We start from the raw sequence: 12656 nt of genomic DNA on the forward strand, positions 1-12656 counted from the left end.
CAGGCCGGCAACGGCCCGCACGAATTTCTAGAAAACGCCGCAGGAGAGACACGCAATGGCTCAGCAGGTGAGTGGTCGCCAACCTCGCTATAAACGCATTTTGCTCAAACTTAGCGGCGAGGCCCTGATGGGCTCCGAAGACTTCGGCATCGATCCGAAGGTGCTCGATCGCATGGCCCTGGAAGTGGGGCAACTGGTCGGTATCGGTGTGCAGGTCGGCCTGGTGATCGGCGGCGGCAACCTGTTCCGCGGTGCGGCATTGAGCGCCGCCGGCATGGATCGCGTCACCGGTGACCACATGGGCATGCTGGCCACGGTCATGAACGGCCTGGCCATGCGCGACGCGCTCGAGCGTTCGAACATCCCGGCGCTGGTCATGTCGGCCATTTCCATGGTCGGTGTCACCGATCATTACGATCGCCGCAAAGCTATTCGCCACCTCAACTCAGGGGATGTGGTAATTTTCTCCGCCGGTACCGGCAACCCGTTCTTCACCACCGATTCCGCAGCCTGTCTGCGTGGCATCGAAATCGATGCAGATGTGGTGCTGAAGGCGACCAAGGTCGACGGTGTGTACACCGCTGACCCCTTCAAGGATCCATTGGCCGAGAAGTTCGATCACCTCACTTATGACGAAGTGCTGGATCGCAAGCTCGGTGTCATGGACCTGACCGCAATCTGTCTGTGCCGCGACCACAAGATGCCATTGCGCGTATTCAACATGAACAAGCCAGGCTCGCTACTCAACATAGTGGTAGGTGGCGCCGAAGGCACCTTGATCGAGGAAGGCCAAGCATGATCAACGAAATCAAGAAAGACGCTCAGGAACGCATGAGCAAGTCGCTGGATTCGCTTCAGCACGCATTCAGCCGCATCCGTACCGGTGTAGCGCACCCCAGCATTCTGGAAGGCGTGATGGTGCCTTACTACGGCGCCGATACGCCGATCAAACAGGTGGCCAACATCACCGTCAAGGATTCGCGCACGCTGCAGGTCGTCGCGTTCGAGCGCAACATGCTCAATGCCGTCGACAAGGCCATCGGCAGTGCAGGCCTCAACCTGAACCCCACCAACCTGGGCGAGCTGTTGTTGATCACCATGCCTGCGCTGACCGAAGAAACGCGCAGAGGGTTCACCAAGCAGGCGCGTGATGCGGCGGAAGATGGCCGAGTCGCCGTGCGCAACATTCGTCGTGATGCCATGAGTCAGCTCAAGGACCTGGTCAAGGAGAAAGAGATCAGCGAAGACGAAGAGCGTCGTGCGGCTGATGATATTCAAAAGCTGACCGACAAGTTCGTCGCAGATATCGAGGTTGCAGTCAAAGCCAAGGAAAAGGACCTCATGGCTGTCTGAGGCCGAGGCTCTTCAATGGAAAAGACCAAGCTGGCGGCACCGTCTTCGGTGCCGCGACACGTCGCGATCATCATGGACGGCAACAACCGCTGGGCGAAGAAGCGCTTGTTGCCGGGAGTGGCCGGGCACAAGGCCGGCGTCGATGCCGTCCGTGCGGTGATCGAGGTCTGCGCCGAGGCCAAGGTCGAAGTGCTGACCTTGTTCGCCTTCTCCAGTGAGAACTGGCAGCGCCCGGCCGAAGAGGTCGGTGCGCTGATGGAACTGTTCTTCTCGGCCCTGCGCCGGGAAGCTCGGCGCCTCAACGAGAACAAGATCTGCCTGCGCATCATTGGGGATCGCTCGCGGTTTCATCCCGAGTTGCAAGCCGCCATGCGCGAAGCCGAAGCGCTGACCGCGGGCAACAGTCGATTCATCCTGCAAGTGGCTGCCAACTATGGCGGGCAGTGGGACATCGCCCAGGCGGCGCAGCGGCTCGCGCGCGAAGTGCAGGCCGGGCATTTGCGCCCCGACGACATCACCCCCGATCTGCTGCAGACCTGCCTGTCCACTGGCGATCAGCCGCTGCCCGATCTGTGCATCCGCACCGGCGGCGAGCATCGCATCAGCAATTTCCTGCTCTGGCAGCTGGCTTACGCCGAGCTGTACTTCTCCGACCTGTACTGGCCGGACTTCAAACACGAGGCCATGCGCAGTGCGCTGGCCGATTTCGCCTCGCGCCAGCGCCGCTTCGGTAAGACCAGCGAGCAGGTCGAAGCTGGAGCCCGCGCCTAATGCTTAAGCAACGCATCATCACTGCCTTGATCCTGCTGCCAGTCGCCCTGTGCGGCTTCTTCCTGCTCGACGGCGCGGCCTTTGCCCTGTTCATCGGGCTGGTGGTCACCCTCGGCGCCTGGGAATGGGCGCGCCTGGCCGGTCTGGTCGCGCAGCCGCTGCGCATCGCCTATGCCGCAGTGGTGGCAGGGGCCTTGATGCTGCTGTACCTCATGCAGGACCTCGCGCCCTGGGTACTGGGCGCGTCGGTGATCTGGTGGGCCCTGGCCACCTGGCTGGTGCTGACCTACCCGCGCAGCAGCGAGCTGTGGGTCAGTGCCGCGTGCCGTTTGCTGATCGGTCTGCTGGTGTTGCTGCCGGCCTGGCAGGGCTTGCTGCTGCTCAAGCATTGGCCTGAAGGCAACTGGCTGATCCTGGCGGTGATGCTGCTGGTGTGGGCAGCCGACATCGGTGCGTACTTCTCCGGGCGGGCCTTCGGCAAGCGCAAGCTGGCGCCGCAAGTCAGCCCTGGCAAGAGCTGGGAAGGGGTCTATGGCGGTCTGGCCGTCAGTCTGCTCATTACCTTGGGTGTCGCCCTGTACCGCGACTGGAGCATTGGCAGCCTGCTGCTCGGGTTGCTCGGCGCGGTGGTGGTGGTGATGGCCTCGGTAGTGGGTGACCTCACCGAAAGCATGTTCAAGCGCCGCGAAGGCATCAAGGACAGCAGTAACCTGCTGCCGGGCCATGGCGGTGTGCTGGATCGAATCGACAGCCTGACCGCTGCGATACCAATGTTCGCGGTACTGCTGTGGGCCGCCGAATGGGGTGTCATGTGAGTCGTATGCAACAGGTCACCGTGCTCGGCGCCACTGGCTCGATCGGCTTGAGCACCCTCGATGTCATCGGTCGTCATGCAGAGCAGTATCAGGTCTTCGCGCTCAGTGGCTTTTCGCGCCTTGAGCAATTGCTCGCACTGTGTGTGCGTCACCGCCCGCGTTTTGCTGCCGTTCCCACTGCCGCTGCTGCCGCGCAACTGCGTGCCGGCCTGCGCGAGCACGGTTGCAGCACCGAGGTGCTGGAAGGCGAGGCGGGCCTGAGCGCGATCGCCAGCGCTGCCGAGGTCGATGTGGTGATGGCGGCCATCGTGGGCGCTGCAGGCCTCAAGCCGACCCTGGCCGCTGTCGAGGCGGGCAAGAAGGTCTTGCTGGCCAACAAGGAAGCGCTGGTCATGTCGGGCGCGCTGTTCATGGACGCCGTACGCCACAGTGGCGCGGTGCTGTTGCCCATCGACAGCGAGCACAATGCGATCTTCCAGTGTCTGCCTGGCGACTATGCCCGTGGCCTGGAGGCGGTCGGCGTGCGGCGCATTCTGCTCACCGCATCCGGTGGGCCATTCCGGCAGACGCCGTTGGCGCAGTTGGCTGAGGTCACCCCTGAGCAGGCCTGCGCGCACCCCAACTGGTCGATGGGGCGCAAGATCTCGGTCGATTCGGCGAGCATGATGAACAAGGGGCTGGAGTTGATCGAGGCCTGCTGGTTGTTCGACGCAGCCCCGTCCAAGGTCGAGGTGGTGGTGCACCCGCAGAGCGTCATTCATTCGCTGGTCGACTACGTCGATGGGTCGGTGCTGGCGCAACTGGGCAACCCGGATATGCGCACCCCCATCGCCAACGCCCTGGCCTGGCCACGGCGCATCGATTCCGGGGTGGCGCCGCTCGACCTGTTCGCCATCGCCCGGCTGGACTTCGAAGCCCCCGATGAACAGCGTTTCCCCTGTTTGCGCATCGCTCGGCAGGCGGCCGAGGCGGGCGACAGCGCACCGGCGGTGCTCAACGCTGCCAACGAGGTCGCTGTGGAGGCGTTTCTGGCCGGCCGTATCCGCTTCCCGGAAATCGCGAGTATGATCGAGCGCGTTCTCGATCAGCAGCCGGTGGTGCCGGTCGCGTCACTCGACGCGGTGTTCTCGGCCGACCAGCGTGCCCGTCAGCTGGCAGGCGAGTGGCTGAGTCGCCACGACCGCTAGCCGGTCGTCGGCGAACACGGTTTTTCGGAGAGATCTATGTCTGCGTTTTACATGATTGTCGGCACGTTGATCGCGCTCGGGGTGCTGGTCACCTTCCATGAATTCGGTCACTTCTGGGTGGCGCGTCGTTGCGGCGTCAAGGTGCTGCGTTTTTCGGTGGGCTTCGGTACGCCGCTGATCCGCTGGCATGACCGCCACGGCACCGAGTTCGTGGTCGCGGCCATTCCGCTCGGCGGCTACGTGAAGATGCTCGACGAGCGTGAAGGCGACGTACCGCCGGCATTGGCCGAGCAGTCCTTCAATCGCAAATCGGTGCGCCAGCGCATCGCCATCGTCGCGGCCGGACCAATCGCCAACTTCCTCCTGGCGATCGTGTTCTTCTGGCTGGTGGCCATGCTCGGCAGTCAGCAGATTCGGCCCGTGATCGGCGCGGTCGAGCCCGACAGCCTGGCCGCCCAGGCGGGCCTCGCCGTGGGCCAGGAAATCGTCTCCATCGATGGCAAACCGACCAACGGTTGGTCTGCGGTAAACCTGCAATTGGTGCGCCGTCTGGGTGAAAGCGGAACGCTGCGCATCGGTGTACAGGATGAAGGCGCGAGCGTTGAGCGCAGTCATGAGGTCAGCCTCGAACACTGGCTCAAGGGCGCCGATGAGCCAGACCCGATCCAGTCCCTGGGCCTGCGCCCGTGGCGTCCGCAGATCGCGCCGGTGCTGGCCGAGCTCGATCCCAAGGGGCCGGCTGCGGCCGCCGGGCTGAAAAGTGGCGACCGTCTGCTTGCGCTGGATGACGCCGCGTTGACCGACTGGCAGCAGGTCGTCGACGCCGTGCGCGGGCGTGCTGACAGCAAGGTGCAACTGCGCATCGAGCGTGAAGGCAAGCTCATGGAACTGCCGGTCACCCTGGGTCATAGAGGGGGGGGCGCCAGCGCTGGCGGTTATCTCGGGGCTGGGGTGAAAGCCGGTGAATGGCCTGCCAACATGGTCCGTGAAGTCAGCTATGGCCCGCTTGACGGCTTCGCCGAAGGGCTCGCACGGACCTGGAACATGAGCGTCCTGACCCTCGAATCGCTGAAGAAAATGTTGTTCGGAGAGCTCTCGGTAAAAAACTTGAGCGGACCGATAACCATTGCTAAAGTGGCGGGCGCTTCGGCCCAGTCCGGCTTGGGAGATTTTCTGAACTTCCTCGCCTACCTGAGCATTAGCCTGGGGGTTCTGAACCTGCTGCCCATTCCTGTACTGGATGGGGGGCATTTGCTGTTCTATCTGATCGAGTGGGCGCGCGGTCGTCCGCTATCTGATCGGGTGCAAGGTTGGGGGGCTCAGATCGGTATCAGTCTGGTCATCGGCGTGATGTTGCTCGCGTTGATCAACGATCTGGGTCGACTTTAACGCTTAGCTCAATTGCGAACCTGCCGCCCTGTGCGGCAGGTTGTTTATTGCCAGTTGGAATAAAAGGACTTCATGAAACGTCTGCTGCTAACTGCGGTGCTTTGCGCACTGATGACCACTGAAGTTCACGCCGAGTCCTTCACTATCTCCGATATTCGTGTCAACGGCCTGCAGCGGGTGTCCGCGGGCAGCGTGTTTGGCGCGTTGCCGCTCAATGTCGGCGATCAGGCGGACGATCGGCGTCTGGTCGAATCGACCCGCTCGCTGTTCAAGACCGGCTTCTTCCAGGACATCGAGCTGGACCGCGACGGCAATGTCCTGATCATCAACGTGGTCGAGCGCCCGTCGGTGTCGAGCATCGAGATCGAAGGCAACAAGGCCATCAGCACCGACGACCTGATGAAAGGTCTCAAACAGTCGGGCCTGGCCGAAGGCGAGATCTTCCAGCGCGCGACCCTTGAGGGCGTACGGAACGAGCTGCAACGTCAGTACGTGGCCCAGGGTCGCTATTCGGCCGAGGTCGATGCCGAAGTGGTGCCAGAGCCGCGCAACCGCGTCGGCCTGAAGATCAAGATCAACGAAGGCACCGTCGCTGCCATTCAGCACATCAACGTGGTCGGCAACACCGTGTTCGACGACGACGAGCTGAGCAGCCTGTTCGAACTCAAGACCACCAACTGGCTGTCGTTCTTCAAGAACGACGACAAGTACGCCCGCGAAAAACTCTCCGGTGACCTCGAGCGTCTGCGCTCCTACTACCTGGACCGCGGCTACATCAACATGGACATCGCCTCGACCCAGGTGTCCATCACGCCAGACAAGAAGCACGTGTACATCACCGTCAACATCAATGAAGGCGAGAAGTACACCGTTCGCGACGTCAAGCTGTCCGGCGACCTCAAGGTGCCGGAAGACCAGGTCAAGTCGCTGCTGCTGGTGCAGCCAGGCCAGGTCTTCTCGCGCAAGGTGATGACCAGCACGTCCGATCTGATCACCCGTCGTCTGGGTAACGAAGGCTATACCTTCGCCAACGTCAACGGTGTCCCTCAGCCGCACGATGAAGACCATACCGTCGACATCATGTTCGTGGTCGATCCGGGCAAGCGTGCCTACGTCAACCGCATCAACTTCCGTGGCAACACCAAGACCGAAGACGAAGTGCTGCGCCGCGAAATGCGTCAGATGGAAGGTGGCTGGGCGTCGACTTACCTGATCGACCAGTCCAAGACCCGTCTCGAGCGTCTGGGCTTCTTCAAGGAGGCGACCGTCGAAACCCCACCGGTGCCGGGCACCGATGACCAGGTCGACGTGAACTACGCCGTCGAAGAACAGGCCTCCGGTTCGATCACCGCCAGCGTCGGTTTCGCCCAGAGCGCCGGTCTGATCCTCGGTGGTGCGATCAGTCAGAGCAACTTCCTCGGTACCGGTAACAAGGTGTCCGTGGGCCTGACCCGTTCGCAATACCAGACCCGCTACAACTTCGGCTTCGTTGACCCCTACTTCACCAATGACGGCGTCAGCCTGGGCTACAACGCCTTCTACCGCAGCACCAACTACGACGACCTCGACGTCGACGTGGCCAGCTATGCGGTGGACAGCCTGGGTGCCGGCGTCAGCCTCGGCTACCCGATCAGCGAGACCTCGCGCCTGACCTACGGCCTGACCGTGCAGAAGGACGAGATCAAGACTGGCAAGTACACCGTCAACGAGATCTTCGATTTCCTCGACAAAGAGGGTAAAGACTTCCTCAACTTCAAGGGCTCGATCGGCTGGTCTGAGTCGACGCTCAACAAAGGCGTGCTGGCCACCCGTGGTCATTCGCAAAGCCTAACCCTGGAAACCACCCTGCCGGGCAGCGATCTGTCGTTCTACAAGGTCGACTACCGCGCCCAGCTGTTCAAGCCGATCACCACCGACTACACCCTGCGTCTGCACACTGAATTGGGTTATGGCGACGGCTTCGGCGGCACCTCTGGCCTGCCGTTCTACGAGAACTACTATGCTGGTGGTTTCAACTCGGTACGTGGTTTCAAGGACAGCAGCCTCGGTCCGCGCAGTACCCCAAGTATCGGTGCTGAAGCTGGCGGCCGACCAGGCACTATCCGCGACCCGGATCAGGATCCACTTCCATTCGGTGGCAACGTGCTGGTGCAGGGCGGCGTAGAACTTCTGTTCCCTCTGCCGTTCGTCAAAGATCAGCGCTCCCTGCGTACTTCGGTCTTCTGGGACGTGGGTAACGTCTTCGACAGTAATTGTGAATCCAAGGTGACGGCCGACGGCAAGAAGGTTCCATGCGCCAAGCTCGGCTTCTCCGACATGGCCAGTTCGGTCGGTCTGGGCGTAACGTGGGTCACGGCACTGGGTCCGCTGAGCTTCAGCCTGGCGCTGCCGGTCAAGAAGCCTGACGATGCCGACACCCAGATGTTCCAATTCTCTCTGGGCCAGACCTTCTGAGGTCGGCCCGTGCCCAACGACAACGGTTTATTCAGGAGTGCATCGTGCGTAAGTTGACCCAACTGGCCCTCGTGGCTGCGGCGCTGGTCGCCACCCCGGCTTTCGCCGAAATGAAAGTCGCCGTACTGAACTACCAGATGGCCCTGCTCGAATCCGACGCCGCCAAGCGCTATGCCGTCGACGCCGAGAAGAAATTCGGTCCGCAACTGAACAAGCTCAAGAGCCTGGAAAGCAGCGCCAAGGGCATTCAGGACCGTCTGATCAAGGGCGGTGACAAGATGGCCCAGCCTGAGCGCGAGCGTCTCGAGCTCGAATACAAGCAAAAGGCCCGCGACTATCAGTTCCAGTCCAAGGAGCTGAGCGAAGCCAAGGCCGTTGCCGACCGTGACATGCTCAAGACCCTGAAGCCCAAACTCGACGGTGCCGTGGAAGAAGTCATCAAGAAAGGCGGCTTCGATCTGGTACTCGAGCGTGGCGCGGTCATCGATGTCAAGCCTCAGTACGACATCACCCGCCAGGTCATCGAGCGCATGAACCAAGCGCGTTGACATGACCCAGCCCATGACCCTCGGCCAACTGGCCGAGACGCTCGGCGCCGTGCTGCAAGGCGCCGCAGCGCAGCCCATCACCGGTCTCGCCACCTTGCAGGAAGCGGGGCCGGGTCAGTTGAGCTTCCTGGCCAACCCGCAATACCGCAAGTACCTGGAGACTACCCAGGCTGGCGCGGTATTGCTCAAGGCCGCCGATGCCGAGGGCTTTTCCGGTAACGCGCTGATCGTCGCCGATCCGTACCTGGCCTATGCGCGCATTTCGCACCTGTTCGATCCGAAACCCAGGGCTGTGGCGGGTATTCATCCCAGCGCCGTGGTGGCAGACGACGCCCAGGTGCATGCAAGTGCCAGCATCGGACCGTTCGCGGTCATCGAGAGCGGTGCGCAGATCGGTCCAGGCGTCACGGTCGGTGCGCATTGCTTCATCGGTGCACGCAGCGTGGTGGGCGAGGGTGGTTGGCTGGCGCCGCGAGTCACGTTGTACCACGATGTCACCATCGGCAAGCGCGTGGTGATTCAGTCGGGCGCGGTGATCGGTGGCGAAGGCTTCGGTTTCGCCAACGAGAAAGGCGTGTGGCGCAAGATCGCGCAAATTGGCGGTGTGACCGTGGGCGATGACGTTGAAATCGGCGTCAACACTGCAGTAGACCGCGGCGCGTTGTCCGATACGCGCATCGATGACGGCGCCAAGCTCGACAACCAGATCCAGATTGCCCACAACGTGCACGTCGGCGCCCATACGGCCATGGCGGCCTGTGTGGGCATCTCCGGCAGCACGCGGATCGGCAAGCATTGCACCATCGCCGGCGGTGTCGGCATGGTGGGTCACATCGATGTCTGCGACAACGTCTTCGTTTCCGGCATGACCATGGTGACCCGTTCGATTACCGAGCCGGGTGCCTATTCTTCCGGCACGGCGATGCAGCCGCTGGGTGACTGGCGCAAGAGTGCTGCGCGTATTCGTCAACTCGACGACATGGCCAAGCGCCTGCAGCAGCTGGAAAAGCGAGTCGATACCGTGACCTCGGAAGGCCAGCCGGCATCTGATGGCTGACAGCAATTTCTGAGCAAGCTTGATTCGTCGCTAGCTGGCTCCTCTTTGGATGGCAAAAGGAGCGTGTGGTCAGCGCCTACGCTCCCTATTCTTATTACAGGCTTCCCCCCGAAATGATGGACATCAACGAGATTCGCGAATACCTGCCTCACCGCTACCCATTCCTGTTGGTGGATCGGGTGACGGATCTGGACTACGAGGCCCAGAGCATTCGTGCCTACAAGAATGTCAGCATCAACGAGCCCTTCTTCAATGGCCACTTCCCGGCCCATCCGATCATGCCGGGCGTGCTGATCATCGAAGCGATGGCGCAGGCCGCCGGTATTCTCGGCTTCAAGATGCTTGACGCGAAGCCGGCCGATGGCACGCTCTACTACTTCGTCGGCTCCGACAAGCTGCGCTTCCGCCAGCCGGTGCTGCCAGGCGATCAGCTGGTGCTGGAAGCGACCTTCCTCAGCCGCAAGAGCATGATCTGGAAGTTCGAATGCCGCGCGCTGGTCGATGGCAAGCCTGTATGCTCGGCACAGATCACCTGCGCGGAACGCTCCCTGTGAATTCGATTGATCCACGGGCCATCATCGACCCGTCGGCCAGGTTGGCCGACGGTGTCGAAGTGGGCCCCTGGTCGATCATTGGCCCTGACGTCGAGATCGGGGAGGGCACGGTCATCGGCCCGCACGTGGTGCTCAAGGGGCCGACCCGCGTCGGCAAGCACAACCGTATCTTCCAGTTCTCCTCCATTGGCGAAGACACGCCGGACCTCAAGTATCGAGGCGAACCGACGCGTCTGGTGATCGGCGACCATAACGTCATCCGCGAAGGCGTGACCATTCACCGCGGCACCATTCAGGATCGCGCTGAAACCACCGTGGGCGATCACAACCTGATCATGGCGTATGCCCACATCGGCCACGACAGCGTCATCGGCAGCCACTGCATTCTGGTGAACAACACCGCTCTGGCTGGGCATGTGCACGTTGGCGATTGGGCGATCCTTTCCGGATTCACCCTGGTCCATCAGTACTGCCACATTGGCGCCCATGCGTTTTCCGGCATGGGTACTGCCATTGGCAAGGACGTTCCGGCCTTCGTCACCGTATTCGGCAGCCCCGCCGAAGCGCGCAGCATGAACTTCGAAGGCATGCGTCGTCGCGGTTTCAGTAATGAAGTGATCCACGCCTTGCGCCGAGCCTACAAGACCGTTTACCGCCAAGGCCTGACCGTCGAGCTGGCGGTGGCCGAGTTGGCCGAGATGGCTGGCAAGTACCCTGAGGTCGAGTTGTTCCGTCAGTCCATCGTTACCTCTGCCCGCGGCATCACCCGCTGATATGGCACAGCTTTGCATAGCCCTGGTCGCGGGTGAGGCCAGCGGCGATATCCTCGGGTCCGGTTTGATGCGTGCGCTCAAGGCGCGCCACCCGCAGGTGCGCTTCATCGGTGTTGGCGGTCCGCTGATGGAAGCCGAGGGCATGCAGTCATACTTCCCCATGGAGCGCCTGGCGGTCATGGGGCTGGTGGAAGTGCTGGGGCGTCTGCGCGAGTTGCTCAAGCGCCGCAAGGAACTGATTGCCACGCTGATCGATGAAAAGCCCGATGTGTTCATCGGCATCGATGCGCCTGATTTTACCCTCAACATCGAACTCAAGCTGCGCCAGGCAGGGATCAAGACCGTGCATTATGTCAGCCCCTCGGTGTGGGCCTGGCGGCAAAAGCGCGTCCTGAAGATTCGCCAGGGCTGCGACCTGATGTTGACGTTGCTGCCCTTCGAAGCGCGCTTCTATGAAGAGCAAGGCGTGCCAGTGCGTTTCGTCGGTCACCCGCTGGCAGACACGATTCCGCTGGAAGCCGACCGCGACGCCGCACGGCGCACGCTGGGGTTGCCTGCCGGGCCGCTGGTGGCGCTGATGCCGGGTAGCCGAGGCGGCGAGGTTGGTCGGCTCGGCGCGTTGTTCCTCGATGCGGCTGAGCGCCTGCGCCAGCAAGTGCCAGGAGTACGCTTCGTGCTGCCCTGTGCCAACGCTGCACGGCGCGCGCAGGTCGAGCAGATGCTCGAGGGCCGTGACCTGCCGTTGACCCTGCTCGACGGTCAATCGCACCTGGCCCTGGCTGCCTGCGATGCCGTGTTGATCGCATCCGGCACCGCCACCCTCGAGGCCTTGCTGTACAAACGGCCGATGGTGGTGGCGTATCGGCTGGCGCCGCTGACCTACTGGATTCTCAAACGTATGGTCAAAAGCCCCTATGTATCGCTGCCCAACCTGCTTGCCCAGCGCCTGCTGGTGCCCGAGCTGCTGCAGGATGACGCCACGTGTGAAGCCCTGGCGGCCACTGTGGCACCGTTGCTGCGCGATGGCGCGGTACAGACCGAACCCTTCGACCAGATTCACCGAACCCTGCGCCGCGATGCCTCCAATCAGGCAGCCGACGCGGTGCTCGCCTTGCTGGAGCCACGCTGATGCAGATGGGCCTGGATTTCACCCTGGTCGAGGAACTGGTCGCCGGTGTCGATGAAGTCGGGCGCGGCCCGCTGTGTGGCGACGTGGTCACCGCAGCAGTGATCCTCGACCCGCAGCGGCCCATTCTTGGCCTCAACGACTCCAAGAAACTCACCCAGGCCAAGCGCGAAGCCTTGTTCGATGAGATCTGCGAGAAAGCGTTGAGCTTCTGCATCGCCCGTGCCGAGGTGGCAGAAATCGATCGTCTGAATATCCTTCACGCCACCATGCTGGCAATGCAGCGGGCGGTCGAAGGGTTGCATGTCACGCCCAGGCTGGCGTTGATCGATGGTAATCGCTGCCCAACGCTGTCGGTGCCTGCAGCACCGGTGGTGCAAGGTGACAGCAAGGTGCCGGCCATCGCTGCGGCATCGATTCTGGCCAAGGTCACCCGCGACCGCGAGATGAGCGCGCTCGAAGCGCTCTATCCAGGCTATGGCATTGGCGCGCACAAAGGCTACCCGACGCCTGTGCATCTCGAGGCGTTGGCCCGTCTGGGCCCAACGCCGATCCACCGTCGCTCGTTCGCCCCGGTAAGGGTTGCCTATGAGCGGCGCTCGAGCGCTCTGGCCACGCTGCTGTAGTTA

At 62.3% G+C, this 12656-nt stretch carries 13 protein-coding genes; all 13 read left to right on the plus strand.

From position 1 onward, the window contains the following. The first annotated feature begins 55 nt into the window (after positions 1-55). The gene (pyrH, locus tag LK03_RS10835; RefSeq protein ID WP_028696803.1) at positions 56-799 is read left to right on the plus strand and encodes a UMP kinase; all 744 of its coding nucleotides are present in this window, start codon (positions 56-58) and stop codon (positions 797-799) included. Continuing rightward, positions 796-1353 (plus strand): ribosome recycling factor, encoded by a 558-nt coding sequence (gene frr, locus LK03_RS10840; protein WP_028696804.1) that lies wholly within the window; start codon positions 796-798, stop codon positions 1351-1353. Before pyrH ends, frr begins: the two co-directional genes overlap by 4 nt. Before the next feature lie 15 nt (positions 1354-1368). Next, complete coding sequence (gene uppS / locus LK03_RS10845; RefSeq protein WP_038412340.1) at positions 1369-2124, plus strand: polyprenyl diphosphate synthase; 756 nt, start codon at positions 1369-1371, stop codon at positions 2122-2124. Then, positions 2124-2939, plus strand: coding sequence for a phosphatidate cytidylyltransferase (locus tag LK03_RS10850; RefSeq protein WP_038412341.1), 816 nt, complete (start codon positions 2124-2126; stop codon positions 2937-2939). The genes uppS and LK03_RS10850 overlap by 1 nt, the downstream gene beginning before the upstream one ends. Further along, positions 2936-4126 (plus strand): 1-deoxy-D-xylulose-5-phosphate reductoisomerase, encoded by a 1191-nt coding sequence (gene ispC, locus LK03_RS10855; protein ID WP_038412342.1) that lies wholly within the window; start codon positions 2936-2938, stop codon positions 4124-4126. Before LK03_RS10850 ends, ispC begins: the two co-directional genes overlap by 4 nt. A 36-nt stretch (positions 4127-4162) precedes the next feature. Continuing rightward, positions 4163-5515 (plus strand): sigma E protease regulator RseP, encoded by a 1353-nt coding sequence (gene rseP, locus LK03_RS10860; RefSeq protein ID WP_038412343.1) that lies wholly within the window; start codon positions 4163-4165, stop codon positions 5513-5515. A gap of 72 nt (positions 5516-5587) precedes the next feature. Further along, positions 5588-7969 carry an outer membrane protein assembly factor BamA gene (gene bamA / locus LK03_RS10865; RefSeq protein ID WP_038412345.1) on the plus strand — a complete coding sequence of 794 codons (2382 nt, stop codon included), beginning with the start codon at positions 5588-5590 and terminating at the stop codon, positions 7967-7969. A gap of 44 nt (positions 7970-8013) precedes the next feature. Further along, positions 8014-8517 carry an OmpH family outer membrane protein gene (locus tag LK03_RS10870; RefSeq protein ID WP_038412346.1) on the plus strand — a complete coding sequence of 168 codons (504 nt, stop codon included), beginning with the start codon at positions 8014-8016 and terminating at the stop codon, positions 8515-8517. Position 8518: 1 nt separating this feature from the next. Further along, a complete protein-coding gene (gene lpxD / locus LK03_RS10875; protein WP_038412347.1) occupies positions 8519-9574 on the plus strand; it encodes a UDP-3-O-(3-hydroxymyristoyl)glucosamine N-acyltransferase in 1056 nt (351 codons plus the stop codon). Between the two features lie 113 nt (positions 9575-9687). Beyond that, positions 9688-10128, plus strand: coding sequence for a 3-hydroxyacyl-ACP dehydratase FabZ (gene fabZ, locus LK03_RS10880; protein WP_028696812.1), 441 nt, complete (start codon positions 9688-9690; stop codon positions 10126-10128). Next, positions 10125-10901 carry an acyl-ACP--UDP-N-acetylglucosamine O-acyltransferase gene (lpxA, locus tag LK03_RS10885; RefSeq protein ID WP_038412348.1) on the plus strand — a complete coding sequence of 259 codons (777 nt, stop codon included), beginning with the start codon at positions 10125-10127 and terminating at the stop codon, positions 10899-10901. The genes fabZ and lpxA overlap by 4 nt, the downstream gene beginning before the upstream one ends. Before the next feature lies 1 nt (position 10902). Next, a complete protein-coding gene (gene lpxB / locus LK03_RS10890; protein WP_038412349.1) occupies positions 10903-12030 on the plus strand; it encodes a lipid-A-disaccharide synthase in 1128 nt (375 codons plus the stop codon). Continuing rightward, the gene (rnhB, locus tag LK03_RS10895; RefSeq protein ID WP_038412350.1) at positions 12030-12653 is read left to right on the plus strand and encodes a ribonuclease HII; all 624 of its coding nucleotides are present in this window, start codon (positions 12030-12032) and stop codon (positions 12651-12653) included. Before lpxB ends, rnhB begins: the two co-directional genes overlap by 1 nt. Positions 12654-12656: the final 3 nt, after the last annotated feature.

This window comes from Pseudomonas cremoricolorata (assembly GCF_000759535.1).
GTDB lineage: Bacteria > Pseudomonadota > Gammaproteobacteria > Pseudomonadales > Pseudomonadaceae > Aquipseudomonas > Aquipseudomonas cremoricolorata_A.

Bases quoted from the DNA above. Each gene is read 5' to 3' on its own strand.
- lpxD (WP_038412347.1), top strand. From the start codon at position 8,519: ATGACCCAGCCCATGACCCTCGGCCAACTGGCCGAGACGCTCGGCGCC.
- lpxB (WP_038412349.1), top strand. From the start codon at position 10,903: ATGGCACAGCTTTGCATAGCCCTGGTCGCGGGTGAGGCCAGCGGCGAT.
- LK03_RS10850 (WP_038412341.1), top strand. From the start codon at position 2,124: ATGCTTAAGCAACGCATCATCACTGCCTTGATCCTGCTGCCAGTCGCC.
- rnhB (WP_038412350.1), top strand. From the start codon at position 12,030: ATGCAGATGGGCCTGGATTTCACCCTGGTCGAGGAACTGGTCGCCGGT.
- bamA (WP_038412345.1), top strand. From the start codon at position 5,588: ATGAAACGTCTGCTGCTAACTGCGGTGCTTTGCGCACTGATGACCACT.
- uppS (WP_038412340.1), top strand. From the start codon at position 1,369: ATGGAAAAGACCAAGCTGGCGGCACCGTCTTCGGTGCCGCGACACGTC.
- rseP (WP_038412343.1), top strand. From the start codon at position 4,163: ATGTCTGCGTTTTACATGATTGTCGGCACGTTGATCGCGCTCGGGGTG.
- fabZ (WP_028696812.1), top strand. From the start codon at position 9,688: ATGATGGACATCAACGAGATTCGCGAATACCTGCCTCACCGCTACCCA.
- frr (WP_028696804.1), top strand. From the start codon at position 796: ATGATCAACGAAATCAAGAAAGACGCTCAGGAACGCATGAGCAAGTCG.
- pyrH (WP_028696803.1), top strand. From the start codon at position 56: ATGGCTCAGCAGGTGAGTGGTCGCCAACCTCGCTATAAACGCATTTTG.